Source organism: Paraburkholderia sp. IMGN_8 (genome assembly GCF_038050405.1).
Classification (GTDB): domain Bacteria; phylum Pseudomonadota; class Gammaproteobacteria; order Burkholderiales; family Burkholderiaceae; genus Paraburkholderia.
Map to the genome: position 1 here is coordinate 12,878 of NZ_CP150901.1, position 26,221 is coordinate 39,098.

24 protein-coding genes and 1 pseudogene are annotated in these 26,221 nt (G+C 60.1%); 18 read left to right on the forward strand and 7 right to left on the reverse strand.

The features are described 5' to 3' along the window. Positions 1 to 120: 120 nt before the first annotated feature. A complete protein-coding gene (locus WN982_RS21210) occupies positions 121 to 699 on the reverse strand; it encodes a TetR/AcrR family transcriptional regulator (protein ID WP_341317668.1) in 579 nt (192 codons plus the stop codon). A gap of 180 nt (positions 700 to 879) precedes the next feature. On the opposite strand from WN982_RS21210, the gene WN982_RS21215 reads away from it, so the two are divergent. The 3 genes from WN982_RS21215 (at position 880) to WN982_RS21225 (ending at position 3,705) form a co-directional block, all read left to right on the forward strand. Next, positions 880 to 1,896 (forward strand): zinc-binding dehydrogenase, encoded by a 1,017-nt coding sequence (locus WN982_RS21215; RefSeq protein WP_341317669.1) that lies wholly within the window; start codon positions 880 to 882, stop codon positions 1,894 to 1,896. 155 nt (positions 1,897 to 2,051) lie between these two features. Continuing rightward, complete coding sequence (locus WN982_RS21220; RefSeq protein ID WP_341317670.1) at positions 2,052 to 3,029, forward strand: zinc-dependent alcohol dehydrogenase family protein; 978 nt, start codon at positions 2,052 to 2,054, stop codon at positions 3,027 to 3,029. Between the two features lie 76 nt (positions 3,030 to 3,105). Then, on the forward strand, positions 3,106 to 3,705 hold the full coding sequence (locus tag WN982_RS21225) for an NAD(P)-binding domain-containing protein (protein WP_341317671.1): 600 nt from the start codon (positions 3,106 to 3,108) through the stop codon (positions 3,703 to 3,705). A 329-nt stretch (positions 3,706 to 4,034) separates the two neighbouring features. Here WN982_RS21225 and WN982_RS21230 read toward each other — a convergent pair whose 3' ends face one another. After that, complete coding sequence (locus WN982_RS21230; RefSeq protein ID WP_341317672.1) at positions 4,035 to 5,774, reverse strand: ATP-binding protein; 1,740 nt, start codon at positions 5,772 to 5,774, stop codon at positions 4,035 to 4,037. An 89-nt stretch (positions 5,775 to 5,863) separates the two neighbouring features. Beyond that, entirely contained in the window at positions 5,864 to 6,619 is a 756-nt protein-coding gene (locus WN982_RS21235; protein WP_341317673.1) for a molybdopterin-dependent oxidoreductase, read from the reverse strand. A 5-nt stretch (positions 6,620 to 6,624) separates the two neighbouring features. On the opposite strand from WN982_RS21235, the gene WN982_RS21240 reads away from it, so the two are divergent. The 5 genes from WN982_RS21240 (at position 6,625) to WN982_RS21260 (ending at position 10,377) form a co-directional block, all read left to right on the forward strand. Further along, entirely contained in the window at positions 6,625 to 6,906 is a 282-nt protein-coding gene (locus WN982_RS21240) for a hypothetical protein (RefSeq protein WP_341317674.1), read from the forward strand. 121 nt (positions 6,907 to 7,027) lie between these two features. Then, positions 7,028 to 8,059 (forward strand): ADP-heptose--LPS heptosyltransferase, encoded by a 1,032-nt coding sequence (locus tag WN982_RS21245; protein WP_341317675.1) that lies wholly within the window; start codon positions 7,028 to 7,030, stop codon positions 8,057 to 8,059. A gap of 361 nt (positions 8,060 to 8,420) precedes the next feature. Beyond that, positions 8,421 to 8,603 carry a hypothetical protein gene (locus tag WN982_RS21250; protein ID WP_341317676.1) on the forward strand — a complete coding sequence of 61 codons (183 nt, stop codon included), beginning with the start codon at positions 8,421 to 8,423 and terminating at the stop codon, positions 8,601 to 8,603. 320 nt (positions 8,604 to 8,923) lie between these two features. After that, complete coding sequence (locus WN982_RS21255) at positions 8,924 to 9,175, forward strand: hypothetical protein (protein ID WP_341319585.1); 252 nt, start codon at positions 8,924 to 8,926, stop codon at positions 9,173 to 9,175. A 221-nt stretch (positions 9,176 to 9,396) separates the two neighbouring features. Next, entirely contained in the window at positions 9,397 to 10,377 is a 981-nt protein-coding gene (locus WN982_RS21260; RefSeq protein ID WP_341317677.1) for a hypothetical protein, read from the forward strand. An 81-nt stretch (positions 10,378 to 10,458) separates the two neighbouring features. Here the strand turns inward: WN982_RS21260 and WN982_RS21265 are convergent, their stop codons facing one another. After that, the gene (locus WN982_RS21265; protein WP_341317678.1) at positions 10,459 to 11,406 is read right to left on the reverse strand and encodes a LysR family transcriptional regulator; all 948 of its coding nucleotides are present in this window, start codon (positions 11,404 to 11,406) and stop codon (positions 10,459 to 10,461) included. Positions 11,407 to 11,619: 213 nt separating this feature from the next. Here WN982_RS21265 and WN982_RS21270 point away from each other — a divergent pair, with 213 nt between their 5' ends. The 4 genes and pseudogenes from WN982_RS21270 (at position 11,620) to WN982_RS21285 (ending at position 16,864) form a co-directional block, all read left to right on the forward strand. Next, the gene (locus WN982_RS21270; RefSeq protein WP_341317679.1) at positions 11,620 to 12,387 is read left to right on the forward strand and encodes an SDR family NAD(P)-dependent oxidoreductase; all 768 of its coding nucleotides are present in this window, start codon (positions 11,620 to 11,622) and stop codon (positions 12,385 to 12,387) included. A gap of 45 nt (positions 12,388 to 12,432) precedes the next feature. After that, positions 12,433 to 13,050, forward strand: a complete 618-nt coding sequence (locus tag WN982_RS21275) for a glutathione S-transferase family protein (protein ID WP_341317680.1) — start codon at positions 12,433 to 12,435, stop codon at positions 13,048 to 13,050. A gap of 317 nt (positions 13,051 to 13,367) precedes the next feature. Beyond that, positions 13,368 to 14,699, forward strand: a pseudogene (locus tag WN982_RS21280) (cytochrome P450). Between the two features lie 1,496 nt (positions 14,700 to 16,195). Further along, on the forward strand, positions 16,196 to 16,864 hold the full coding sequence (locus tag WN982_RS21285; protein ID WP_341317681.1) for an RraA family protein: 669 nt from the start codon (positions 16,196 to 16,198) through the stop codon (positions 16,862 to 16,864). A 163-nt stretch (positions 16,865 to 17,027) separates the two neighbouring features. Here WN982_RS21285 and WN982_RS21290 read toward each other — a convergent pair whose 3' ends face one another. From WN982_RS21290 to WN982_RS21300, 3 genes are all read right to left on the reverse strand, one after another. Then, a complete protein-coding gene (locus WN982_RS21290) occupies positions 17,028 to 18,062 on the reverse strand; it encodes an L-idonate 5-dehydrogenase (protein WP_341317682.1) in 1,035 nt (344 codons plus the stop codon). Between the two features lie 156 nt (positions 18,063 to 18,218). Beyond that, complete coding sequence (locus WN982_RS21295; protein ID WP_341317683.1) at positions 18,219 to 19,328, reverse strand: porin; 1,110 nt, start codon at positions 19,326 to 19,328, stop codon at positions 18,219 to 18,221. 123 nt (positions 19,329 to 19,451) lie between these two features. Further along, on the reverse strand, positions 19,452 to 20,660 hold the full coding sequence (locus tag WN982_RS21300; protein WP_341317684.1) for an aspartate transaminase: 1,209 nt from the start codon (positions 20,658 to 20,660) through the stop codon (positions 19,452 to 19,454). Between the two features lie 272 nt (positions 20,661 to 20,932). On the opposite strand from WN982_RS21300, the gene nac reads away from it, so the two are divergent. From nac to WN982_RS21330, 6 genes are all read left to right on the forward strand, one after another. Next, positions 20,933 to 21,859 carry a nitrogen assimilation transcriptional regulator NAC gene (nac, locus tag WN982_RS21305; RefSeq protein WP_341317685.1) on the forward strand — a complete coding sequence of 309 codons (927 nt, stop codon included), beginning with the start codon at positions 20,933 to 20,935 and terminating at the stop codon, positions 21,857 to 21,859. A 223-nt stretch (positions 21,860 to 22,082) separates the two neighbouring features. Further along, positions 22,083 to 22,577 carry an acetyl-CoA carboxylase biotin carboxyl carrier protein gene (gene accB, locus WN982_RS21310; RefSeq protein ID WP_341317686.1) on the forward strand — a complete coding sequence of 165 codons (495 nt, stop codon included), beginning with the start codon at positions 22,083 to 22,085 and terminating at the stop codon, positions 22,575 to 22,577. Between the two features lie 6 nt (positions 22,578 to 22,583). Beyond that, positions 22,584 to 23,936, forward strand: a complete 1,353-nt coding sequence (accC, locus tag WN982_RS21315) for an acetyl-CoA carboxylase biotin carboxylase subunit (RefSeq protein WP_341317687.1) — start codon at positions 22,584 to 22,586, stop codon at positions 23,934 to 23,936. Between the two features lie 83 nt (positions 23,937 to 24,019). Beyond that, positions 24,020 to 24,691 carry a 5-oxoprolinase subunit PxpB gene (gene pxpB / locus WN982_RS21320; protein ID WP_341319586.1) on the forward strand — a complete coding sequence of 224 codons (672 nt, stop codon included), beginning with the start codon at positions 24,020 to 24,022 and terminating at the stop codon, positions 24,689 to 24,691. Continuing rightward, positions 24,688 to 25,695: a biotin-dependent carboxyltransferase family protein gene (locus WN982_RS21325; RefSeq protein ID WP_341317688.1), complete on the forward strand. Its 1,008-nt coding sequence runs from the start codon at positions 24,688 to 24,690 to the stop codon at positions 25,693 to 25,695. The genes pxpB and WN982_RS21325 overlap by 4 nt, the downstream gene beginning before the upstream one ends. A 7-nt stretch (positions 25,696 to 25,702) precedes the next feature. Next, positions 25,703 to 26,167 carry a biotin/lipoyl-containing protein gene (locus WN982_RS21330; RefSeq protein WP_341317689.1) on the forward strand — a complete coding sequence of 155 codons (465 nt, stop codon included), beginning with the start codon at positions 25,703 to 25,705 and terminating at the stop codon, positions 26,165 to 26,167. The last annotated feature ends 54 nt before the right edge of the window (positions 26,168 to 26,221 follow it).

Here is a 26,221-nt window from a genome sequence, read left to right on the forward strand (position 1 = left end):
ATTTCGTCGACGTCAACGTCTTGAGTCGAGTGTTGGCATGAATGGCCGCTAGTATTCGGCGGATTCAACCGGTGGATGCAATAGTTTGCTGGACCGCTCCGGGCAGCGCGGCCGGTCAGACTATGCGAGCCCCTTGGGCCTTGCAGATTTTCCCCGACGGCGTTGAGCCGGCCATGCCTGCATGGCGATTTCCGCGATCGCCTTCAGCTTTTGCGGACCGCCTCCGTCTCGTGCCTGGACGGCCATTCCGCGAGTCACGGCGCTGTAGAAGGCAGCAAGCGCGGGCACGTCGGTGTCAGACGGTAAATCGCCGTCTTCGACGCCCTTGCGCAACCGCTGCGCCATCATCTCTTCAGCGTCGGCGCGGTGCTCGGTCATCGTCTCGCGAATAGAAGCGAGTTCGGGGGGCAGGTGAGTGCCGGCCAGAGAGATCATGCAACCCGACGGGTGGCTATTTCGCGTGAATTCCACGACGGTGGCATCGAGAAGCTTCTTGAATGCTTCTCGCGTGTCGGCCGTACCGAACAGTCCGCCGGCGAACCAGACTCCGGACATGCTCAGGTATGCGTCAGTCGCTTCCTTGTAGAGCTGCTCCTTGCTGCCGAACGAGTTATAGAAGCTCGAGGGGCTGATCCCCATGGCCTGGATCAACTGGTCGAAGGAGGTTCCTTCGTATCCCTGCTCCCAGAAGAGATTCATGGCTTGGTTCAGAGCCTCCGTACGATCAAAGGTTGAGGGCCTGCCGCGGCTGCGCCGGGGTTGCGTATCGTTTTTTGTAGTCATAGCTCCAAAAATCCTTGACGTGCTGTAGAGACAGGCCTATTCTGCCATAAAGGAGTGATCGCTCCAATATTCAAATTCTTGCAGAAGGAGTCTGTGATGCAGCGAATTGTTCACACCAACCATGGCGAGCCCGCCGAGGTGCTCACGCTGGAAGCATTTTCCGATGCCCCTTTTCTTGCGAGTGGAGCGGCGCTTGTGCGTGTGTCCGCCGCACCGGTTCATCCGGGCGACCTGCTGGGCGTCTCCGCTTCCCCCGCCTTCGGGGCGGCTCCCCTCATCCCGAGGATAGGTCGAGTGCCAGGCGTCGAAGGTGTAGGGGTGGTGGAAGCACTGGCCGTTGACATCGATCCTTCACACCGGATTCAGGTCGGCACACGTGTGGCCTTCTTTCCCGTCAACGGCGCCTGGAGCTCCAGGATCGCCGCGCCTGTCCAGTCGCTGATACCCGTGCCCGACGAAGTGAGCGATGAGGTCGCAGCGCAGATGTTGGTCAACACGTTGACTGCACGCCTTGCGATGCGGGCTGGTCACAACGCGTTGCCTGAAGACAAGCGCGAAGATGTCACGGTTATTCAGACGGCTGCCAATTCCGCCGTCGGAAAGCTGCTCACTCATCTGCTCGTCGAAGTGGGCGTCAATCCGATCCTGCTCGTCGGCTCCGCGGTGAGCGCGCAAGCGCTTAAAGCTGCTCGCCCCAACCTTTCTGTCATCGTCACGGAGAACCAGGGCTGGAAGGACGAGCTTCGCGATGCGCTTGCGAACAAGCCCGTCTACGTGGCGTTCGATGGCGTCGGCGGCGCGCTATTGCCCGACGTAGCGAGCTTCCTCGCTCGCGGTGGAACGATCGTTAACTATGGCTCCCTGGGCGGCGCTACGACGGACATTCGTTCCATCGCCCCTCGAGCGCTGACCATCAAGGGTGTGTCGTTATTCAGTTGGCAATTCGAACCTGCGGCGGTGCACGATGCAGACGTGGCCAAGGCGCTCGAGCTCGCACGCAACTTCCCGAGCCTTTTCCCCGTAGCGGAACGATATCAGGCGAGCGACTACCTGGGAGCGCTCGAACATACGTACCGCAGGGGAAGGACCGGCATGGTGCTGCTCGCGTTCTAGCGCTACGCGTCCTGCGCAATGTGAGGCGCTCCTCTTCATGAGGGGCGGCCTGGTAGCTTTCCCCCGTTTTTTTGCACGATTTCGAAATGAGCCCCGAGTGCCGAAGTATTGTCTCCCGGCTTTCCAGCCAAGCATCTTATGAAAGGACGTAAGCCATGCGTGCTATCCAGAACACCGCTTTCGGCGACCCCGTCGAGACTCTGAAACTCGTTGACCTTCCGGAGCCGGCCAACCCCGGCCCGGATGAGGTCCTGATCGCGATGGAGTATGCCCCCATCAACGGCAATGACCTGGCCGTCATCACCAATCGCTTCGCCTACTCGACTCCACTGCCCTCGATCGTGGGCAACGAAGGCGTCGGGCGAGTTCTGCAGGTAGGCTCGAATGTCTCCAACGTGAAGGTCGGCGACCGCGTGTTGCCCCCGCTTTATGCGTTGACCTGGCGCGAGCGCCTGGTGATCCCGGCCACGGGGCTGATTGCGCTGCCTGCCAACGTCGATCCACGTCAACTGGCCATGCTGCGCATCAATCCTCCCACGGCCGTACTTCTGCTCGGGCGCTTTGTTGACCTCAAAGAAGGCGACTGGGTCGTGCAAAACGCGGCCAACTCCGGCATCGGCCGCACGGTGATCGCGTTGGCGAAGAAGCGTGGCCTGCGGACCATCAACTTCGTACGTCGTCCGGAACTGGTCAAGGAACTTGAAGAGGCTGGTGGGGACGTCGTTCTCGTCGATGAGCCGGGCGCCACCGACAAAGCCAAGGCCGCGGTCGGTCCGGGCAACGTCCGTCTGGCCATCGACGGCCTGAGCGGTTCGGCTGCGGTGCGCCTGATCGACGTGCTGTCGCAAAACGGTACGCTGGTGAGCTATGCGTTCACAAGCGGCGAGCTGGTCACGCCGCTCAATGTCGTGGACCTGCATCTGCGCGGCATCGTCGTGCGCGGCATATACATCGACCTTCCCGAATACCTGCCGTACATCATGGACGCAATCAAGGAGTCTGCCGAACTGATGGCGCGCGGCGAGCTTGACCTGCCTGTGGCTGCCGTCTATCCGCTTGCGGATTACCAAAAGGCCGTCACTCACGCAATCAAGGGTGGCAAGGTGCTGCTCGACTTGCGCTCATCGAACTGACCTGGCTGTTCTCCCAAGTGCCGTGCTCCTGGACGAGCATGGCTTCGTTGACTTACGTTGCCACTGAGGTGTCGAAATGAAGATTGGTTTTATTGGAGCCGGTGCTGTAGCGCAGTCCATCGCCAGGAGTGCCATTCAGGCAGGACACGACGTTGTCTTGAGCGCTCGTCGTGGGCCGCAGGCTTTGCGCGACATCGTGGCTGGACTCGGCCCGAAGGCATCGGCAGATACGGTCCAGGAGGTGGCCCGGCTCGAGCTGGTCATGCTCGCCGTTCCATGGCTTCAAGTCCCGGCGGCCCTGGAAGGCCTGCCCAATTGGGCAGGCCGGATTCTGGTGGATACCACCAACCCTTTTACGCAATATGAGCCTGAGCTGGTTCTAGCCGACTTGGGAGACACGGGTGCCAGCGAGGTCGTCGCGGCACACGCGCCAGGGGCGCGCGTGGTCAAGGCGTTCAATGCTATCCGCATGGAGCACTACGAGAAAGGCCCGGAGTTTCATGATGGAAAGCGCGTCATCTTCGTCTCCGGCAACGACAAGGACGCAAAGGCGGCGGTGATCGGTCTCGTCAATGAGTTTGGCTACGCAGCAGTGGATCTTGGCGGTCTGGTTGCAGGCGGTCGCATGCAGCAAGCCGGTGGCCCGATTGCTGGCCTCGACTGGGTCGTCGCATAGGACTGCAAGGTATGCAAATCAATGTCGAACAGGCGATAGAAATTCGGGACGTTCTGCTGGCAATGTCTTCCCGCCTCTTTCGAACTCTGCGCGAACACACTATATCGGTCACTTCGAGGGTCCGCTGCCGTTCGCATGAACCGTGAGAAACAGGCAACCGCCGTCTGACGCCTGACAAGCTGCTCGCGCCTCGAAATCAGAGTGCTCGCCGCGCGATGCCGCCGCGAGGGTGTGACCGAAAATACGCCGGAAGAAGGCTGTCGGCACTGAGCGTGCCAATATCGGGGATGCTGACGAGCCGTTGACGTCCACAGGTTCCGACCTCCCCTTCAGGGTAGGTCGACCGTGCCGGACCGAAGCACATCCTCTAGCGTCGATCTCAAACTGTCGACGCGCACGGGCTTCATCAGGTAGTGACGGAAACTCTCAGCATCTGACGGCGTAATCGTCTCCCGTGGCATAGCGCTGATCCACACGATCGGAGTGTGCTGATTGGGACCCGGTGTCGTTCGAAGTTGACGTGCAAGCTCGGGGCCGTCCATTCCGGGCATCTGGACGTCAAACAGAAGGACGTCCTGGCGGATAGTCGCAAGCTTGATCATTGCTTCACCGCCATTGGAGGCAACGGTGCATTCATAATTCAGCGCAACCAGCAAATCGCGGATAGCTTCACGAGCGAATTCCTGATCGTCGACGATCAGGGCGCGGCGCAGCCTTCCGGCTGCACTCATCGGCCGCATACGAACTGGCGTAGCAGGGGCTTGGTGCTCGACATGCGCGACTGGGAGCGATGCGGCAAATACCGTTCCGCGCCCGAATTCGCTGGTCACGCTGATCTCTCCACCCATCAGGTCAACCAGACCCTTGACGATGGTGAGACCCATGCCTACACCATCTTGACGGGCGGCGCCTTCGGGCCTGATCTGTGTAAAGGCTTTGAATACGTCACCAATGCGATCAGCTGGGATGCCTACACCGCTATCGCTCACACTGATATGCAGGACAGAGTGGTCCCGTTTAGAACTCGATGTCATTGCAACATCGACTGTTCCTTCGTGAGTGTATTTGATCGCATTCGAAATGAGATTAACGATGATCTGACGCAGGCGCGCCGCATCCGCCATGTACTCGTCCGCCTCTACCTCGACACCGACTGTGAGCTCTAGACCCTTGCCTGTGGCTAGCGGCAACATATCGTCACAGACGCTGTAGAGAACCTCGGCCGCATCGAAACGCGCCGGGCGGAGCGCCAGTTTTCCCGAATCAAGCCGAGCGTAGTCGGTCAGGTCTCGCATCTGTGATTCCAGCTGTCTCGCGGCGCGGTCGAGACGGCTCATTACCCGTGCATTGGCCTCATTGGGGTTGCTGGCGACCAGCAACTCGATCGATGACGTGATGGACTGGAGCGGAGTCCGCAACTCATGCCCTACCGCCCCGAGAAAAGCGTTTTTTGCGCCGATGGCTTCGGCTGCCGCATGGTTCGCTCGCTGCTCCGCCGCAAGAGCAGCGGATTGCTGTGCGACAAACGCGCGGCGTCTCCTGTCATAGACGAAGGCGAGCACACCCATTATTGACGCCAGCACGGCAACTCCAACACTGGCGATAAAGATGTTTCTGCGTTTGCGGACGAAGTCCCCGTAGACGCTATCGCGGTGCGCGACTTCGAGATCGCCGATTTCGTATGCCAGCTGCCCACTATCCGTCTTCATGTTTTCGAACAACGGTATAAGCTCATCTGCCGAGCGGCGACCGGTATGCAACTGCAGCAGAAGTGGCTCCATCTGTCTCAACGCGGTGCCGAGTCGCTCCATGATCGGCCGGAACGAAGGCAACCCGGCGAGCATATCTGCGGCTTCGGAGCGTTGCGCCATTAGCGCATAGCGGGAGCGCAGTACATTGTATTTCGCTGTGACCGCATCGAAGTCGGGCGCGGTACCCCGCTCGTAAAGGAGCACCTGCTGTTCGGTGTTGAGTGCCGCGATCTGGAACCGTGCAACCGTCCAGTAATGATTTTCCTGCGGGCCTAGCGTAGAGATGATGCTGCCAGGCGAGAGCAACAGGTCGTACAACGCGTATGTCCATCCAGCGGCCGCGACCAGGACGCAAGGCAATAGAAATGCGAGGACACGATTGCCCCTTCGAACACCGGGCGCCGGGTTCATTTGACGGTTATCCGGGTGACTTGCCAGACGAAGCGTGCATCGTAGGTTGCAGTGTTTAGTTCGCCAGGGTATTTGTCGCGAGGATAGATGAGCCAGGCCGGTCCAAAGGTCGAAGGAGGCAGCGGCTTGCCATCAGCTGTCAGCGCAAGAATAACCCCGTATTTCTCAGCATCTGCTACGGGCACATCGTGACAGTAATCGTCAACCGCACATACTGACAACGTTGAACCTGCTGCCCCGACGCGCTTCAAAAGCGCGGAGAGCAGAGGGCCGGAAAACGATTCCCTCTTCGTCCAGTTTGTCGAAGTAACGATGGTTGCGGAAGCCATTGACATCAATTCCGCTTGCGAAAAGCGGTAGCTGTGCGTGGCCGGATCGTTGACGTTGGAAATTTTGCCGTTAATGATCAGCGGCACGAATTGATCGGCTTGCACGGCGCCCACAGACAGGAGGCTGCAGGCGAGGGCGATCGAGAAATACTTCATAAGGAAATGTTCAACGGCGAGCCTGCCGCTGGTAGCGGTGATTGAATGTTCTGATCGGACGTTGGGATACAACTGTCCCCCAGCGTAACGGCGCGATAAGCAATACTGGCGGAGCGCCTGAAGGAGGTTGGTTAGGCGCGCGACGGTAGAAGGTTTATCGCTTGTCATACTGGAAAAGAAGTAAATTTGCTTCGACCTGCAGGCATCACTAAGAGAGAATGATTTTCTGACCGGCAGTTCGAAGAATACCGTAACCAGAACGAACATTGAGAATGCTGCGACCGATCATAGCAATGCTGGCGTTTGTCCGCATGTCAACTGTTTACGCCCAGGATGTGGATTTCTCTCTCGACGTCAGTGGAAACATCAAGAATTTCACCGATCCGGCAACGCATTCATACCGTTTCAACCGGAAGGATCTGCTTGCGCTCGGCAGCAAAACGATCAAAACCTCGACCAACTCGGCATCTCTGTCGCCCGGAAAGTTCGGGCTTTCCAGGATTGAATCAGAATATCCCTATAATCGGGGTGAGCGCCTTTTCAAGTGCTGCTGAAATGAAGGCGTTGTCAGACTATTCACACAACTGCTAGCAAAGCCTGTGCGCAATGCAGTTCCGCACGACGCATTATTGCAGGCCTTCGCGCATCAGTCGTACAAGACTGAAGGACCCAGCAATGACGTATCTTGACCAACTCTCCGCGCTCACGAACGCGGGCTCGCTCCTGTCGGCGAATGATGAAATCGTCGCTTCATACGATCTTGAGGTTGAAGGGGCGTCCGTCGACGGCTATCGAAGTCTCGCCACTGTGTCAGCGATCAGAAATGCAAATGTTGAGGCGTTCGAAATCGACTACTCTCGCGTCTCCCGCCTACATGTGATTAACGGGATGGGCGTGACGCTAGGGGACTCCATCATTGGAATCTCAGTGCTCGCCGCTATCAGGCGTGCGAACCCGGCGGTTTCCATCTGCATCTACCGTCCGCGTAGGGACCCGGAGTATGTAAGACAGCTGTACAAACTGGCAGAACCGGTCGTCGGTGAGATTATTGACTTGCCAGTGCATGTCGGATCGATGTCTCGCGACGACTTACTGCTCGATATCGGCAATCACCTGTTCTGGCCAAATTTTGCGTCTATGCCGATGATCGACTTCTTCCTCTGGTCGCTGGGCGTTTCGCCCGATGCGGTCACTGCTGCTGACAAGGCCAATGAGTGGTTGCGGCAGGTCAAGCTACCGCCATTCAACCGAGATCCACTACCGGAGAAATACGTCCTCTTCTGTCCCATTGCGAGTACGCCGGTTCGCAGTATTCCGGAGCCTTTTCGCGTTGAACTCGTTGAACGCATGTGGCAGAAATTCAACCTTCCTGTTTTGGGATTCGGCAAGATTGACCACGCCCACTACACGGACATCACTAAACGTTCCTGCGATACTGCCGCGTTCCTGGCTTGGGTGAAGGGCGCGCGGTTTGTCCTGACCTCGGATACGGCCGCTGTTCACATTGCAGCGGGGTTTGACGTACCTACGGTCGCATTCTTTACGACAATCGCTGCTGAAATGCGTGTGCGAGACTATCCTAACTGCACTGCCGTGGATCTGCCGCTTCCAGACCTCGCCGGTATCCAGGCCAGCGGCCGGGCAGCGGATCTTCAGCTTGTTGAGCGTGCATATCGCTGGTTGCTTGATGGCCACTGGGCGCTCTAGCTGAAAACGTGGAGCGTTAGACCGGCTCAGTCTTTCGGACATTTTGGAAAACAATCCAGCATCCCGTTTGACCGCGCATCCTCCAACACCGCTGAGCATCCCGGCCTATCAATCGCCATAGCCTCCAGGACTCCGACCGCATCGGGGCACTCCGCGGTTTCCTCCATCGAGGCTTGTTCGACGCTTGCCGGCACGCGCCACAGCGTGCTCGCGGCGAATGCAAACTGTCACAACCAGGCGAACACGCGAACTCCGATTGGCAAACTGATCAAATCTCTGTGCCCGACCGGTTACGTTCGGACACACTTCGTTGCGAATCAGAATACGTCCGCCATCTACAATCCGCGCACGGAGAAAAATCATGATCAGACTTTTGTGTGTCGTTGCGCTTGCGGCTAGCCTGTCAGGCTGCATTGTCGCTCCGCCGTACGGCTATGCGCCTGCGCCGGCCTATGGATATGGTTACGCGCCGGCGTACTACGCAGCGCCTTCCGTCGATGTGGGCATCGGTTTCGGCGGCTACGGGCACGGCTGGCGAAGATAGCCTCGTTGCGGCACCGGCACCGTTGACGAACGTGTCGCTCGAGCTAAATACAGGCGCGGCAGTCTTTAGGACGGCTCCAATCCATTGCCCTGACCGGGGCACCTACTGTTGAAAACCGTAAGATCGGCGCCGCAATGAACAGTTCGGTGCGTCCTGCGCGCAGGACGTTGACCGGCGCGCGGTTGCCCCAGACGTAGGGGACTTAGTTGGGCGTCTGCTGATCAGCGGGCGAGGCGTTCTTGTAACTGGATGCGAGTGGCGTTCTCAAGCTGTCTGGCTGCCTATCGTGCGCACCATTCTTATATGGGAGAATCAGATTGATAAAGAAGACGAGAATTTCGATCATTCTGTTCGTGCTGGCCGTGCTCAGTCCGCTGGCGGATGCGAGCCTGGCTACAGGTGCCCACGAGTTCAAGAACGATGTCAAGACGGCAGGAAAGAAGAGCGGGCATGCTGTGCGCGATGCCGCGCACACGGTCGGCCACGGCGCGAAGACGGCTGGCCATGCCGTTGCCGATGCAACAAGGCACGGCTATCACTCGACGAAAAAGTTCGTGACAGGGCACGGATAAAGGTCGCTTTGCGGCAACTGAGGCGGCGACTGCGGATCCAGGACCCGCAGCAGACTGCTCGTGCCTTCGACGATCGCACTCTTAACTGAGTCAAATCAACTGCGACAGCGCGGTCGTTCCGCCGCCAATCTGTGATGTCCAGACCGCGGCTGGTGTTTGCCCCGGTTGTGTTTCCCGCTTGACCATCCTGGGCGGGCGATACAAGGTGGTTGCCGCGCGGCGTGTATGAGACGCTGCTGTGGCCTTTTATTATTACAGCCGATTCACATCGCGTCGGCGAGACGCCAATCCGGCAAATCATTTGGCCGATTGTGTATTTGGCTTTCGTCCTTGCCGCAACTGCGTTTGCGAAGCGAAGGTTCACGAATGCCGCCCGTGTGCCTCTGGACGCGAAGCAGCGGTTTATTCTCCTTTTCGTCGGCATCGGCTTTATCGTTTGGATGAAGGTTTTTAGCATCTACCGATATATCGTCGCAGTGGAAGTATTGGCACCGATGGCCCTGTTGATCCTGCTGAACTACTCGCTACCCGAACGGCATTCACGGCGCGCGGCGCTCGCGTTGCTCGTCGTTGCATCGGGCGTGGTACTGACTGGTGGCGCTCGAACCTGGGGGCACGAGGGTTGGGCAGACCCCCTCTACCACGCGGAGGTCCCGCCTCTCGCCGAGCCTGGTCGGACGACCGTTGTCATTGTCAGCGGGGAGGCTGCATGGGGCTGGGTTGCCACGCAGTTCCCCGATACCGTCGCATTCACTCAGCTTGACAGCAGTTTCCCGGGGACTGATGCCTTCCGTGAACGGATACCGGCACTGGCTCGGCAGCGCGGTGGACCGACATTGGGGCTGATTAACGGCGCGGATGTCTGGCGCGAGGACAACGTCGCGGACGCGAACCGACTAGTGAGTCGTATAGGGCTTAACGAAAGCCAACGCGGCTGCGCCGCGATGAGCTGGGCCGTATCAAAGCTGCGACTTCACGCAAGCCTGGTCAACGGCCGTAACGCGAACGAGCAGTGTCGATTGGCGTTAAGAGCCGACGATCTCCGCGACGTCGTTGCTGAGAACCGCGTCATCGCCGCTCAAGCAGCTCCAGTCTTTGAGAGGTATGGGTTCGGCCTGGATCAGGCATCTTGCGTTCCGTACAGGGCTCGCATTGGGAAGGGTGTCCAGATCTACCAATGGTGCAAGCTGGCGGTCCACTAGGAGCTGTCGTGGCTGGAGGGCGCAACGACGCTGACCGCTTTGAATTTGCTGCCATCGATGGCGACGTAATCGTCGAGAGACTCAGGTAGCAACGCGACTTGTTCTCGCGCTGCGCTCGCTCTTCGCGGTCGATTCATTGCTCGCAAACAGTGCGGCGAGCCAGTCGATGAACACGCGAACCTTCGTGCTCAGGTGTCGGTTTGGCTGATACGCGACGAAAACGGGAACGTTATCCGATACCCAGTCGTTCAGGACGGCTTCGAGCGCGCCGCTTCGAAGGTGTATAGCAGCGGAAAATGTCAACGCGTGTACGACACCGAGACCGGCCAGGCTCATGGTCAGACACGCCATGATGTCGTTCGAGGTGAGTCCGCGCCGATTCTGCACTTCCACGCGTTCACGATCTTTCGTTACCACAATCGGAAAGGGCCGGTTGGTTCGCGAAGCGATGGTTCGGATGACGACATGCCCATGCTCGAGGTCGGACGGATGCGAAGGCCGCCCGTGCTTGTCCCAGTACGCCGGCGTCGCACATAGAATCTGCTTGACGGCGCCAATCTGTCGCGCTGCAAGCGATTGATCGAAGATCTCCCCCGCGCGCACGACGCAGTCGACGTTCTCTGCAATGAGGTCGACCGGGCGGTCGCTGAGTCCAAACTCGAACTCGATGTCCGGATAACGCTCGACGAACGCCGGTAACGCGGGAAGGATCACGGACAGACCTAACGGCACAGGCAGATCGACACGCAGGCGTCCTCGAGGGCTGCTCTTCGCCCGCGACATCGAGCCCTCGAGCTCCGCGAGATCGCTCATCAACTGCAGCGCGCGCTCGTAGTACGCGGCGCCATCCGCTGTCGTCGACACCTTGCGCGTCGTCCGGTTGAGCAGCTTCGTGCCCAACTCGACTTCGAGCGACGCGATCAGACGGCTGACAGCCGTCTTGGGTAAATCGAGCATCTGCGCAGCCTTGGTGAAGGTCCCGCTCTCGACCACTCGAATGAACGCCTGCATCGCCTGAAACTTATCCACGATCCGACTCCTCGCTTTCCCACCTGGTCTGCATTGTTTCACAGAAGAAACTATGTGGAATCGTAGCAGCGGTTTATCCCTTTGCACGTGCTCGGTATCGTTCACCCATCGCAATCGTTGACGAACTTAAACGGCGCTTCGATCGGACCAGGCAGGTCACTCGTGCCGCTTTCACGGCTGCGCCGATATTCATTTCGTAAAGGGAAAATAGCCATGTCCATCATTGCAGAAACGCATGTCGCGGACCGCCCGAAGGCGGTGGTCATCGGAGTGGGGCCAGAGCAGGGGCTCGGCGCCGGTCTGTCTCGCCGATTCGCAGCAGAGGGTCGTCACGTCATCGTCGCAGGGCGCACCGAAGCGAAGATCGAACGGGTCCGCGAGAGCATTGTCGAGTCAGGTGGCTCGGCGAGCATATTCGTCATGGATGTGACGCGCGAAGCGGACGTGATCCGGTTGTTCGACGTCGCGATGCGGGCAGACGAAGATGGCGGCAGCGCCGACCTCGTCGCATACAACGCGGGAAACAACCAACCTCTGGACCTGCGCACGATGGAAGCGGACGTCTTCGAATCGTTCTGGCGGCTGAATTGCTTTGGCGGGTTCCTCGTGGGTCGCGAGGCCGCGCGGCGCTTTGCGCCCCTCGGCCGAGGTTCGATTCTTTTCAGCGGGGCGACGGGTGCGCTTCGAGGCATGCCGAACTTCGCCCACTTCGCGTCGAGCAAGGCCGGGTTGCGAATGCTCGCTCAAAGCATGGCGCGCGAATTTGGCCCGCTCGGCCTGCATGTCGCTCATGTCGTGATCGACGGTGGCATTGACGGTGAACGCGTGCATACGCGCTTCGCAGAACACGTCAAACACAAGGGCGCCGACGGACTGCTCGATATCGACGCTATCGCCGATGCATTCTGGTCGCTTCATCGCCAGCATCGCTCGGCGTGGACACACGAACTCGATCTGCGTCCTTTCAAGGAAGCGTTCTGAACAACGGTCGCGAATCCCAACACAGTCAATTTCGAGGAATCGACAATGAAACTTATCGGCCCATGGTTTTCCGGCTATACCCGCCGGGTCGGCATCACGTTGAAGCTGCTCGGCATACCGTTCGAGCATCTGCCCTATCACGCCTATGAGCAGCAGGAACTTATCCGCCCATTCAGCCCGATGGTGAAGGTGCCGGCGCTCGTGCTCGACGACGGCACGATTCTCTACGACAGCGGAAACATCATCGAATACCTGCATGAAGAGGTCGGCCCCGAACGCGCATTGCTGGCGCCCTCCGGCGCGGATCGCCGTGATGCGTTGCAGTTCGTCGGCATCGCATCCGCGATCTACGGAAAGCTCAGCGATATCTATGACGAGTCGCTCCGTCCGCCCGAGCATCAGATCGCCTCGATCGTCGAATCGCTGCGACAGCAGGCGTTGGCCGGATTTCAGATGATCGAGTCGAGAGCCGGTAGCGGCTGGCTAGTAGGCAACGCGCTTTCGCAAGCCGACGTGATGGTCGTGATCACCTATCAGTCTGCGTCGTTGGCACTCATGCCCGACGTCGTTCATCCGGTTGCGTTCCCCAAGCTCGCCCGACTGGCAGCGCGCGCGATGGAAATGGACGAATTCTCCAGTACGTTGCCCTTCAAGCAACAGTGACTCCATGTGAGTTAAGCGGAGGACCAATGTCGGCGGCAGCATCTATGCAAGCATTTACCAGATTTACGCGCCCAAACTTAGTGTCACGCGGCCAACGACGAATATTTCAGCGGTTGCATTTGCGATTAACGACTTCGATTTGCAAGCCATGACCTATCCTCTACAAGAGCGTCCTTCACGCCCATTGTCCTCGCATTGTGGCATGCGAAGCGGAGGAGAGTATGGCGGCCCTTCAAGTCGATGCCAGCGAGATTTTGCGCACTGTCGCAGATCTACCATGCCCGCAAGGTTTGCCTTTCCTGGGGAATCTGTTCCAGATGGCACCGGCGAGACTACACCTGACTTTGGAGCAATGGGCGAAGCGATTTGGTTCGCCATTCAGGGTTCAGCTCGGCACGATTCCGGTCACAGTATGGACGCAGGCGGAACTGTTCCAGAGTGTCATGCGCGAGCGTCCGCACCTGTATCGACGTTTTGCGCCAATGGAATCCGTTATGGCGGAGCTTGGCGGAAACGGACTATTCTCTGCCGAAGGCACGGCTTGGGAACCGCAGCGTCGGCTCGTCATGCGCGCGCTGTCCTTTTCCAACATTAAGGCCTTTTATCCGACTCTGGCGGCCATTACCGAGCGTCTTCTCGCTCGCCTGCAAGAGGCGGCAAAGGAGCATAGAACGCTCGAAATGACAGAAGAACTTAAGCGCTACACCGTTGACGTGACGAGTACGCTCGCCTTCGGCGAGGACCCGCATACGCTCGAACAGGAGCGAGGTGTAATCTAGGAACAGCTTGCCCTCATACCGCCGGCGCTCATGAGGCGTGTCAGTGCCCTCTTTCCCTACTGGCACTACGTCACGCTTCCCCAGGACCGGCGACTCGCGCGGGCAATGGTGGAGGTGCACAGCTACATTCAAAAAATGATTGAACGGGCGCGTGAGCGCATGCGCCAATCGCCTGATGCGCCACCGCACAACTTGCTCGAAGCGATGCTTGCCGCGCGCAACGAGCCCGATTCGACGGTTACCGACGAACAGGTCTCGGCGAACGTCCTGACGCTTCTGGTCGCAGGAGAGGATACGACGGCTAATGCAATTGCCTGGGGGCTTATGTACATTGCCGCGGATTCGCATCTGCAGAACCGGCTATTCGAGCAGTCGCGTGCGGCACTCGGTGAGTCCAGGGTCTGCCCGGCCTACGACGCATTAAAGCACCTCGACCTATGCGAGGCGGTATGCAGCGAGGCACTCCGACTGCGGCCAGTTGCTGCAATACAGACGTTCGAGCCACTGACTGACGTGACCCTGGGAGGTGTTGCCATACCGGCAGGAACACGCATGCTATTTCTCACGCGCCCAAGCATGCTGGACCCGCGGAATTTCGTGCGTCCAGAAACGTTTGACCCTGACCGTTGGAGGCATCCGCGAGATCCATCGGAAGGTGTGCATGAACAGAAGGCGTACCTGACATTCGGTGCGGGGCCGAGAGTGTGTCCGGGTCGTTACCTTGCAGCGGTCGAGATGAGGCTGGTTATATCGATGTTGATGATGCACTTCGAGATAGAACTGGCAATCGACCCGGCCGAGATTGAAGAGGTCTCTGCCTTCACGATGGTGCCGAACAAAATGCCTGTGAGACTTAAGCCTCGTGCCTGATCTCATGATGAACTCGGTAAGCTGTGGCAACGGGATCACCTGCTGCTCCACAAAGCCTGTGATCCAAAAGGTGGTCAAAAGAGTTCGCAATCTCGGTGGGCAGATCGATTACGTTGCTTTCGACGAACCGATGGAGGGTAACGTCGAGCGACAAAGAGCAACGTGCCGTAGCTGGCGGAGGCGCATCGGTGAACATTGCAACCGGAACAGCCGGTCATCGTTGAAGCCCCTTTCTCAGTGCGCTGCGATGAGGATGCTCCTTTTTGGCGAGAGGATCTCATGAGAATCCGGCGCGCAGTTCGCAGGCTGGCAATCATTGTTTGCTTGCCGACTGCCTTTGTAGCCACCGAGTCCATGTCAGCGCCGGCTCCTGGCGGCTGCGAAACGCCAGTCGGCCAGCGGACCAACGAAGTCGGGTGCTATCTCACTGCTACCGAGGATCTGGGCGAGGTTTCCCAAGGCCCTCTCTTCTGGCATCTATACAACTATCCGACCCGAGCGGCGGCGGATGCGGTCAAGGGATCACGGGGAACCGTCGTTGAATCGTTTGGTAGGGTGTGGCTCTACACGATCGCCGATGCGGCCTGGCACCCGTCCGGTGGCGAGCGGATTGCGGTAATCGGTCCACTCGCGACAATTGCCGGCAAACGATACACGGCCCGATATATGGAAGCGGTCTTCACGCCGGGCATGGTAGGGGGGCCTCACGCACATCGACATTCTGGAGCCGAGGCATGGTATGTGCTGACGGGGGCGCAATGCCTGGAGACGCCAGAAGGCATTACCGTCTTGCACGCGGGCGAAAGTGGTACCGTCGCAGAAGGTCCGCCGATGTCCATCCAGAGCGTCGGGACTGAGATTCGCCGCTCCGTGCTACTCGTCCTTCACGATAGCTCCCAACCTTGGATTACCGCTGCGAGTGATTGGAAGCCGAAGGGCTTATGCCCGAAATAGAGTAGAGGCTGTTAGCCACTGTTCTGTATTTTATCCAGTCTCTCGAAGGGCTGCTTTGTGGAAAATCGAACGGCGGCTCCGGGTCGAACTGCGACCGATCACGACATTTTCGAAAGAACAGTCGCCAGCGGGCTTTATTCGGGGTTGACGAAGCGACGCCTCTGCGGCAACTCCTCTGTCAATCAACGTGTCCTCGTTATCCGTCCGCCGGAAACGGGACGCCCGCTGTGGTCTGACTTCTCAAAAAAATCAGTTTCATAAGCGTTTCCTATCGTGCAAGAACGAACCCGTCTTGGCGTGATTTGCGGGGGCGATATACCGTTATATCCGTGCTACAGCGGCTGCAAGGAAGGCAATAGAGAGCGCTTGGGCAATCACGGTAGTTCAGAAGGCAGGACGGCCAGTCAGGCATCCACATGTCGACAGGCGCAAATCGGTTCCCGTCCTCGGACTGATGTGATGCTCCCGGATGAGCCCGTCGTTCCTGCTCGTTCCTGACCTGCATGAGCCGTTCCCCCTACACTCGGAAGCGAAGACTGACCATGTACAAAGCCATCAGGAAAAACCCTTCGGCGCCTCAAGCTGCCGACACGATCCTTACCGCATTGCGTGACATTCCCGTATCTGCTCTCAGCGACAACATGCATCGCAACATCGGCAGTGTGGGACTCCATCCCTATCAGCGGCCCGGCAAGAAGACGATGGCTGGCACCGCGGTGACGGTGCGCTCGCGAGGCGGCGACAATCTGACTTACCTGCGCGCCCTGGAGTTTTGCCGTCCCGGTGACGTGCTGGTGGTGGATGCGGGGGGCGATCTCAACAACGCCGCGGTCGGTGGCATTCTGTCTTTCTACGCGGCCAGCATCGGCGTGGTTGGATTGGTGGTCGATGGCGCAATCCGCGATGTCGCAGAAATCCGCGATCGGGATTTTCCGGTTTACGCACGGGGCGTCACGCACCGGGGGCCGTATAAGGACGGTCCGGGTGAGATCAACGTGCCGGTATCGGTCGGCGGAATGGTGGTCAATCCGGGCGACATTGTTGTCGGCGATCAGGACGGCTTGCTGGCCATTCCGCAGGATGACGCCGAACATGTCATTGAAAAAGCGCTAGCCGTTCTTGAAGCGGAGGCTGAAACCATGCGTGCGATGAAGGAGGGCCGTTGGAGCCGCGCGTTTATCGACGCACTCGAAGCGCGCTGCAACAACTGAGCGAGGAGTGGCGAAAAGAAAGGCAAAAGCCGACGTCTGCTTCCCGACGTCGGCTTTTTTCCGATCCGTGGCGGTCATGGCGGCCAGTCTGGTTTGCTCGTCAGTATGTCCGACGACGATCGCGGAATGCTGCGCGACCGTCGTCGCCGCTCCGCGCACACGTTCAATCGAACGTCACCAGCACCTTCATCGATTTGGAACGATCACCGGCGGTCTGGAATGCCTTGACCGAATCCTGATACGGGAAAACGCCGGAAATTAACGGCTTCACGTCGATCAACCCTTTGTTCAGCAGTTCGACGGCAACAGCGAACTCTTCGTGGAAGCGGAACGCGCCGCGCAGATCGAATTCCTTGGCGACAATCACGTTGATCGGCAAGGCGATGTCTCCACCGAGTCCGACCTGGACGATCACGCCGCGTGGCTTAAGCACGTCGAATGCGCCGCGCAATGCCGCTGCGTTGCCGCTCGCCTCGAACAGAACGTCGAAGCTGCCCTTGCCGGCGGCAAACGGCGTGAGCGCATCCGGTGTCTCGGCGATGTTGAGCGCAAGGTCGGCTCCGACTTTTTTCGCGCTTTCCAGCGGCAACGTATTCACATCGGTGACTACGATTGTCGCCGCGCCGGCTCTGCGCGCAGCGGCCACGATCAACGCACCGATCGGTCCGCATCCCGTCACGAGCACACGCTTGCCGAGCAGCGGACCCGCGCGTCGCACCGCATGAAGTGCGACAGAGAGCGGCTCGGCCATCGCAGCTTCCGCATCGCTCAACGAGTCCGCCACGACGTGCGCCTGTGAACGGTCGATCACGATTTCCTGGCGAAATGCGCCTTGCACGTGCGGCGTGCGCATCGCGCTGCCGTAGTAGCGCATATCCAGGCAATGGTTCTGAAGCCCTTGCTGACAGTATTGGCACAGACCACAAGGCCGGCTAGGGCTGATGGAGATCCGGGTGCCGGCCGGCATATCCGTAACGCCAGGTCCCACGCGCGAGACGGCGCCGGACACTTCGTGGCCGAGCACCATGGGTTCCTTGATGCGAACCGTGCCGAAACCGCCATGATTGAAGTAGTGAAGATCGGAGCCGCAGATACCGCCGGCCCGAACCCGCACGAGCAGCTGGTTTGCTTCCGGTTCAGGTGTGGGAACGTCCTCGATGCGCAAATCCAGTGGTGCGTGAATGACAAGTGCATGCATGGTAAGTACCTATAACGGTGAATGCGGGATCAGCACGCTATACGTTAGCGGCGAAAGACCCAGTCGACAAAGACCGATGTTGTCTGGGCCGATAGTCGCCGCTTATGGATGCTCACTTATCGGAAAACGCCGAACAGTCATGGCGTGCCATAGACGTTAGAACTTGTGACGTAGCCCGATCGCCGCCTCGAACACCGAGTTGTAACCGTAAAACGGCTGGTTCGAACCGGAGGCTGCGGCGAGGGTCGTCCATGCGCCGGTGAGGTGGTTGTAGTCCACGCCGACATAGACATCGGTGCGCTTGCTCAGGAAGTAGTCGAGCGTGGGGCCGCCGGTGATGCGCGTGCCGCTTCGGCCTGCGTGGTGCACGAAGTCGATGTAGAACGGCAGGTCGAGAACGAGCGCCGGCGTGATGTAGTACTGGACCGCGGTCGAGAAGGAGTCGTTGCGGTAATCGGCGGGATAGACGTGGCTGTAGATATACGAGCCGAACACCTTCGCCGCGCCGAATTTATAGGTTGCGCCCGCAGTGAAGATCTTTTGTGAGCTGTCCGGGATCGTCACGCCGAAGTAGGTGCTGCCGTAGACGCTCGTCGAAGGCGTCAGACCGCCGATGTCGTTGACGACCTGGTAGGCCGCACCGACACTCAACGGGCCGTTGTCGTAGGAAAGACTGACCGCCGGCGAGGAGTTCTGGTGAATGCTGCCCGCTGTCTGGCCGAACGTGTACGCGCCCTTGAGGGTGAAGCCGGCAAGCGTCGGCGAGGTATAGCGCACGGTGTTGTCCAGACGCCCGCCGCCGGTCAGTCCTGCGCCCTGAAAGCCGACGGTGCCGGTGTAATTGGCGAACGCGTAGATATCGTGCGTCCATCCCATTTCATGCACCAGCGTGTATTGACGTCCCATCGTCACCGTGCCGTACGGACTTTTGAGTCCGACCATCGCGGTACGGCCGAACAGGCGGGCGGCACCGGACGGCGTGGATTGCTGCGTGACGCCGGTATTCGGTGTGAAGCCGCCTTCGAGCTGGAAAATGGCGGCCAACCCGCCGCCGAGGTCCTCGGTTCCCTGCAAACCCCAGCGACTACCCTGAATCTCGCCGCCGCTGCCCATCGTGAAAAGCTTCCCGCCGGATTTGTTCTGGTGCGTATCGAAGCGCACGGCTTCGTCAATGATGCCGTATAGGGTCACGCTCGACTGCGCGTGCGCAATGCCTGAAATTGCCAGTCCAAAACCGGTTAGTATGCCTAAAGTATGTTTTTTCACGAGTAGATCCCCTTGCAGATTGACGAAAAATGGAAAGCTCCAAACCGACTGCCGCGTCCTGTCGGCGCGGCATGTCTTTTTTACGAGGCGACGACGCTGTGTATCAACGTCGTCGCCGTACCCTCAATTCAATGCGGCTACTGCGGCTGCGATCTTCCTGCAACCCTCGTCGATGATTTCGATGCTCGTGGCGATCGACATCCGGAAGAAAGGTGAAACGCCATAGGACGATCCGGCAACCAATGCGACTCCAGCGTGCTCGAGCAGATACAGAACGACGTCGGCGTCGCCTTCGAGACGCTTGCCTTGCGGCGTGGTGCGGCCGATCATGCCGCCGCAATTGACATACAAATAGAAGGCGCCGCCCGGCGTCTTGCAACTGATGCCTGGAATCGCGTTGAGGGCTTCCAGCGCGTGGTCGCGGCGCGCCTTGTAGGTCCGCACGGATTGCTGCACGAACGTCTGGTCGCCGGTCAGCGCGGCCAGCGCTGCAGCCTGGCTGATCGAGCTGGCGTTGCTGGTGGACTGGGACTGGAGCGTGTCCATGGCCGCGATCAGGTCGGCTGGCCCGGCTGCGTAGCCGATGCGCCAACCGGTCATCGCATAGGTCTTGGAGACGCCATTGACGACCAGGGTGCGTGAGCTGAGTTCGGGTTCAATAGAGAGCAGGTGCTGCGATGCCTCGCCTTCGAAGCGGATGTGCTCATAGATATCGTCCATCATCACCAGCACTTGCGGGTGACGCAGCAGCACGTCCGCTAGCGCGCGCAATTCGCTGGTGTGATAGGTCGCGCCGGTCGGATTGGTCGGCGAATTGATGATCAGCCAGCGCGTGCGTGGCGTGATCGCCGCTTCGAGGGTGGCGGGCGTGAGCTTGAAACCGTCTTCCTCGGTGCAGGGCACGACTACCGGCACACCGTCGCAGGCGAGTGCCATGTCCGGGTAGGACACCCAGTATGGGGCGGGAATCAATACTTCGTCACCGGCTTCGACGGTGACAGCGAGCGCGTTGAAGATCGCGTGTTTGGCGCCACACGTCACGATGATGTGTTTGGGATCGTACGAAAGGCCGTTCTCACGATGCAGCTTCGCGGCGATAGCGGCGCGCAGCGCCGGCGTGCCCGCCGTTGGCGTATAGCGTGTTTCGCCACGCTCCATCGCCTCGAAGGCAGCCTGGCGAATGTGCGCAGGCGTGTCGAAATCAGGCTCGCCAACCACGAGGTTGACGATGGCCTTTCCCTGCCGCCGCAGTTCTGCGGCCCGGTCGGCCGCGGCACTGCTCGGCGAAGGTTTGATTCGCTGGACGCGGGCGGCAATTCGCGATGCACTCACATTTGACTCCTCAACGGCATTTGACGAGCCTTCACATTAAGGGCGCGAAAAAGTTCAAGCCAAGATGACTTTCCGCTGGTGCAATAACATCCACTTATGACGCAACGGCACACGCACGCGTCCGGTTTTGCGGACAGAGGTCCATGAGGGAATACGCTGACAAGGCGTTTTTCACGCCCTATGGCTGAAAACGAGGTTTTTTTAAGCATTGTCCGTTGAGCGGCGCTTGCCCTATCATTGTTGCAACCCCTTAACGTTGAGACGCGACTACCGTGAACCTGCGGCGTTTGAAGTACTTCGTGAAGATCGTCGATATCGGCAGCCTGACTCAGGCCGCCGAAGTGCTTCATATCGCCCAGCCGGCACTGAGCCAGCAGCTGATCACGCTCGAGGACGAGTTCCAGCAGCAACTGCTCGTGCGTACGAAGCGGGGCGTCACGGCCACGGAGGCAGGCGCCACGCTGTATCGCCATGCACAGTTGATCCTGCGCCAGTACGAACAGGCGCAGGCCGACGTAAAAAGTGCCGGCCAGACCTTGTCAGGCCAGGTCTCGGTGGGGCTGGCGCCCGGCACCGGGGCGTCGGCGCTGTCATTGCCGCTACTGCGTACCGTGCGCGCCCGGCACCCGGATATCCTGCTCTACATCAACGAGAACTTCGGCACGACGCTCAGCGAGCTGATCATGAACGGGCGAATGGATATGGCCGTGCTGTATGGCGACAAGCCCGTACACGGCTTGTCCTTCCAGCTACTGATGAACGAGGAATTGTTCCTGGTCGCACCGCGCAGCATGGGGATCACGCAGGAGCAGATCGGCGTGACTGAATTGCGGGATGTCCCGCTGCTTCTGCCGCGTCCGTACAACTATTTGCGCAAGTACGTCGACGAGGGCTTCGCGCGCGTGCAGATGATCCCCAACGTGGTGGCCGAGATCGAATCGGCGTCGACGTTGTCGGCTGCGGTGAGTGCGGGGATCGGCGCGACCATTCTGCCGGACTCCACTGCGCGCGTGGTGGCGGCGGCGGGCGACATCGTGCAGTGCCGTATCGTTTCTCCCGTCATCAAGATTCCGCTTTCGGTCTGTCTGTCCGATCACCTGCCTCTTTCCGAGCCCGCCGCGGCCGTCAAGGACATCCTGCTGGAGTTGGCAGGAGACCTTGCGCTCGACGTGCGCTTCGAGTCCGGCGCCGATACATAAGCGCGCCTTATCGCTACAAAGCCAAACCGTCTTGGCGCAATTTTTATGCGCCGGATACATTGAGTCCATCGTCGATCGCCCGGTTCGAAGGGAGCCGGAGCGGCGAGGCTTGCCGTCACGCGGGCGAGACAACCGGATAGTGGTTCCGCTTGTCGTGCAGCAGCAGCGGCGCTTCGCGCCCGCCAGTTTGCCGGCGAGCGTCTAACCGGCCACGGACTCAAAGATGGATCTCCAGAAGATTAAGGCGCTTATCGACCTGCTGGCGGAATCTCCGCTGGCCAAGCTCGAAGTCATCGAGGGCGAAGATAGGGTCAAGCTTGTCAAGGCAAAGCGGCGAGGCAGCCGGGCTGGTGTGGCATCGGGCGATGAACGCGCTGCCTCGACGCCTGCCTCGGATGTCCAAGGGATTCAATCGCCGCTCGCCGAGCCGGCGCAATCCGTCGACGCAACCCGCGCAGCACCCGCACCCGCAACGGCAAGCGAGCTGCACCTCGTTCGCGCACCCATGTTCGGCATCGTTCATCTGACACCGGCGCCTGGCGAGGCGCCATTCGTGTGTGTCGGCGACACGATCGACGAAGGCCAGGTGCTGTGCACGATCGAAGCGATGAAGATGTTCAACGCGATCGAGTCTGAATTCAGTGGCGCCGTCCGGGAGATTCTGGTCGCTCCGGGCAGCGAGGTGGAATCCGGGCAACCGCTCTTTCGAATCGGCTGAGCGACCATGTTCAACAAGGTACTGATCGCCAATCGCGGCGAGATTGCGCTGCGAATCCAGCGCGCCTGCCGTGAACTGGGCCTCAAAACCGTGGCGGTCCATTCCGAAGCGGACGCCGATGCGCGTCACGTGCGGCTCGCGGACGAGGCGCTGTGTATTGGGCCCGCTGCTCCCGGCGAAAGCTATCTGAACCGGGCCGCGATCCTGTTCGCCGCGCACGTCAGCGGCGCGCAGGCGATTCATCCCGGTTACGGCTTTCTGTCGGAAAACGCGGAATTCGCCGCACAGGTCGAGGCGGCGGGCCTGGCCTTTATCGGACCCGAATCCCATTCCATCCGGACGATGGGCGACAAGGTGGCCGCCAAACGGGCCATGCGCGCGGCCGGCGTGCCGTGTGTTCCGGGCCCGGACGGCGGTTTGCCGGATGACCCCGCTGAGATCTTGCGGGTCGCGGAGGAGATCGGCTTTCCGGTCATCGTCAAGGCGGCGGGTGGCGGAGGCGGCCGTGGCATGCGGGTGGTGCCGGGGCCCGAGCAGCTACTCGAGGCGGTGTCGGTGACGCGCGAGGAAGCACGCCGTGCTTTCGGCAAGCCCGAACTCTATGTCGAGAAGTTTCTCGAGCATCCGCGTCACGTCGAAATTCAGGTCTTGTGCGATACGCACGGCAATGCCTTGTGGCTGGGTTCGCGCGACTGTTCGCTGCAACGGCGCCATCAGAAGGTGCTGGAAGAGGCGCCCGCGCCGGGCATCGACCCGGATCTGATCCGGCAAGTGGGCGAACGCTGCGCCGAGGCCTGCCGGCAGACGAATTACCGCGGAGCGGGGACCTTCGAATTTCTCTTCGAGGATGGCGAGTTCTACTTTATCGAAATGAACACGCGGTTGCAGGTCGAGCATCCTGTGACGGAGATGACGTCGGGCATCGACATCGTGCGGGAGCAGATTCGCATCGCCCAAGGGCACGCGTTGACCATTCGTCAGTCGGACATCCGCACGCTGGGTCATTCTCTGGAATGCCGGATCAACGCCGAAGACCCGTTCTCATTCGTTCCGTGCCCGGGGAAGATTTCCGTTTGGGAACTGCCGGGTGGCAACGGCGTACGGGTGGACTCGCACATGAGCGGCGGCGTTGTCGTGCCGCCGTATTACGACTCGCTGATCGCCAAGGTCATCACACACGGCGCCACCCGCGACGAGGCCGTGGCGCGCATGCGCGTTGCACTCTCGGAGATGCGGGTCGAAGGCATTCGCACCAACGTGCCATTGCATCAGGCGATGCTCGAGGACGAGGGAATTCGCGCGGGTGGGGTCGATATTCATCATCTGGAGCGCTGGCTCGCAAAGAGGAAACAGACATGACGCTGACCGTTGAGCATGCGTCGATCGCGCACACGGACGCAGCCGGGGGGTTACGACCGGATTCACAGGGGACTGTCCTTGCTATGAAACAGGACGAATCGGAGCCGTCGCTTTGCATCAGCATGCTGGGTACGACGGCGATGCTGTTCGAAGCACCCGGTGCGCTCGACCTGCGTGCGCAGCGCCGCATCTGGACGCTTGCCCGCGAGGTCGAATCATGGCCGGGCGTGCGCGAAGCGGTACCGGGCGTAACCAATCTGATGCTGACGTTTTCCACGCCGCCTGCGGATCCGGATTCGTTGGGCGCTGCTTTGCGCGACGCGTGGGCTGCCGCGAACGAGTTGCAGATAGAAGGGAAGGTGGTGGAGTTGCCGGTGGAATATGGCGGCGAGTTTGGTCCGCATCTTCAGGACGTAGTGAACCACACCGGGCTGTCTGTCGACGAGGTCGTGCAATTGCACTGCGCGCCGCTATACACCGTCTATGCGCTCGGCAGCCATCCCGGGTATTGCTATCTCGGCGGAATGGACCCGCGTATCGCCACGCCGCGGCGCAAGGTGCCGGTGCTGGGGCTGCCCGGCGGCGCGGTGTCGATTGGAGGCGTGCAGACGGGCGTATCGGCATCGGCGGGTCCGAGCGGCTGGAACACCATCGGTCATACGTCTATGTCGTTCTTCGATCCGGCGCGTGAGAACCCGGCTACGCTCGCGCCCGGCGACATGATCCGGTTTCGCGTCGAGAGGATAGTTCCATGATCGAGATATTGTCTTCGTCCGCGCTGGCAACGGTGCAAGATCAGGGGCGTGAAGGCTATCTGCGCTACGGCGTCGGAACGGCCGGCGCGATGGACCGGCTGGCGCTCGCGGTGGGCAATCTGTTGCTCGGCAATCCGGACGATGCGGCCGGCATCGAGATTCCGATGTTTCCCTTCCGCATCCGCTTCCTCGAAGACCTTGCGTTCGCCATCACCGGCGCCGACTGCGCAGCGCGGCTGGGCGACCGGCCCGTGCTGCCGTGGTGGACGGTGCACGCGAAACAGGGCGACGTACTGACGATCGGCGTGCCGACCAGCGGCACGCGCTGCTATCTGTCGCTCGCGGGCGGCGTGGACGTGCCGGTCGTGCTGGGCTCGCGCAGCACGCAGCTGCGAGGCCAGTTCGGTGGCTACAACGGCCGTCAGCTGCAAAAGGGTGACGTGCTGAAGGCAGTGGGCTTCGCCGACCGTGCCGCGCCGGAAGATTCTATGCACGCGGCGGGGTTCGGAACCGTGCCGCCCGAGTACGCGTTGCCGGCGCCGCTATCCAGTCCCGCGGCCGACGCTGGGGAAACCGTGGTGCGCGTGCTGCCCGCAGCGGAATACAACTGCTACCAGCCGGAGTCGCTTGAAGCGTTCTGGCGCGAAGGGTGGAAAGTCACCCCACAGAGCGATCGGTATGGATATCGCCTCGCCGGTCCGACATTGAACGCGACACATGCGGTCGAAAAGCGCTCGCATGGGATCGTGCCGGGCGTGATCCAGGTGCCGCATAGCGGACAGCCGATCATTCAGCTTCGGGATGCGCAGCCGTCGGGGGGCTATCCGAAGATCGGCACCGTGATCGAAGCGGATTTGTGGCGGCTCGCGCAGGCGCGCATTGGTACGAAGATTCGCTTTGTCCAGACGACGTACTCGGAAGCCGTCGCAGCACTGGAAGAACTGGACAGTTATCTCCTCAAGGTGCGCAATCTCGTTGGGCTCTTTTGTCCTTCCAGACACTGAATGAAACATGACACAAAAAATCGAAGTGGATATCGGCGAGCTTCGGCAAATCACGTCGTGGCTGGCAGCGGCCGATATCGAGTTCATCGAAATCAGAAAACCCGGGGCGACGGTTCGGCTGACGATGGAGCAGGAGTCTTATGCCGTTAGCAGGAGCGCATCGGCGCAACCGGCTCTGCCTGTCGCTGCTGGACGAGTGAGCGTTCGGGAAACGTCGTTGCGCAAGCAGGCCGTCAGCGTGACTGCGAAGTCAACAGGCATCTTTCTGGCAACGCATCCGGCACGTTCAACGCCGCTGACCGGTGCGGGCGCTCACGTCAAACTGGGTGACGTAGTCGGCTTGCTACAGATCGCGCAGCTGTGTGTGCCGGTGGTCGCGCCAGTGGATGGCGTAGTCACGCAGTGGCTTGTCACGCACGGAACGACAGTCGGTTACGGAACGCCTTTGTTCGAGCTTTCGCCATCGGCGTAGACACGCATCGATAGACAGACGCTGAGCTGGGTGGTCCGCTACGGATCGTCTGGC

What these genes read in the sequence shown, in the direction of transcription:
- pxpB (WP_341319586.1), top strand. Translation starts at nt 24,020, where the DNA reads ATGAAACAGGACGAATCGGAGCCGTCGCTTTGCATCAGCATGCTGGGT.
- WN982_RS21325 (WP_341317688.1), top strand. Translation starts at nt 24,688, where the DNA reads ATGATCGAGATATTGTCTTCGTCCGCGCTGGCAACGGTGCAAGATCAG.
- WN982_RS21210 (WP_341317668.1), bottom strand. Translation starts at nt 699, where the DNA reads ATGAATCTCTTCTGGGAGCAGGGATACGAAGGAACCTCCTTCGACCAG.
- WN982_RS21215 (WP_341317669.1), top strand. Translation starts at nt 880, where the DNA reads ATGCAGCGAATTGTTCACACCAACCATGGCGAGCCCGCCGAGGTGCTC.
- WN982_RS21235 (WP_341317673.1), bottom strand. Translation starts at nt 6,619, where the DNA reads ATGTTCGTTCTGGTTACGGTATTCTTCGAACTGCCGGTCAGAAAATCA.
- accC (WP_341317687.1), top strand. Translation starts at nt 22,584, where the DNA reads ATGTTCAACAAGGTACTGATCGCCAATCGCGGCGAGATTGCGCTGCGA.
- WN982_RS21290 (WP_341317682.1), bottom strand. Translation starts at nt 18,062, where the DNA reads ATGCATGCACTTGTCATTCACGCACCACTGGATTTGCGCATCGAGGAC.
- WN982_RS21285 (WP_341317681.1), top strand. Translation starts at nt 16,196, where the DNA reads ATGTACAAAGCCATCAGGAAAAACCCTTCGGCGCCTCAAGCTGCCGAC.
- WN982_RS21275 (WP_341317680.1), top strand. Translation starts at nt 12,433, where the DNA reads ATGAAACTTATCGGCCCATGGTTTTCCGGCTATACCCGCCGGGTCGGC.
- WN982_RS21220 (WP_341317670.1), top strand. Translation starts at nt 2,052, where the DNA reads ATGCGTGCTATCCAGAACACCGCTTTCGGCGACCCCGTCGAGACTCTG.
- WN982_RS21270 (WP_341317679.1), top strand. Translation starts at nt 11,620, where the DNA reads ATGTCCATCATTGCAGAAACGCATGTCGCGGACCGCCCGAAGGCGGTG.
- accB (WP_341317686.1), top strand. Translation starts at nt 22,083, where the DNA reads ATGGATCTCCAGAAGATTAAGGCGCTTATCGACCTGCTGGCGGAATCT.
- WN982_RS21240 (WP_341317674.1), top strand. Translation starts at nt 6,625, where the DNA reads ATGCTGCGACCGATCATAGCAATGCTGGCGTTTGTCCGCATGTCAACT.
- WN982_RS21225 (WP_341317671.1), top strand. Translation starts at nt 3,106, where the DNA reads ATGAAGATTGGTTTTATTGGAGCCGGTGCTGTAGCGCAGTCCATCGCC.
- WN982_RS21330 (WP_341317689.1), top strand. Translation starts at nt 25,703, where the DNA reads ATGACACAAAAAATCGAAGTGGATATCGGCGAGCTTCGGCAAATCACG.
- WN982_RS21250 (WP_341317676.1), top strand. Translation starts at nt 8,421, where the DNA reads ATGATCAGACTTTTGTGTGTCGTTGCGCTTGCGGCTAGCCTGTCAGGC.
- WN982_RS21245 (WP_341317675.1), top strand. Translation starts at nt 7,028, where the DNA reads ATGACGTATCTTGACCAACTCTCCGCGCTCACGAACGCGGGCTCGCTC.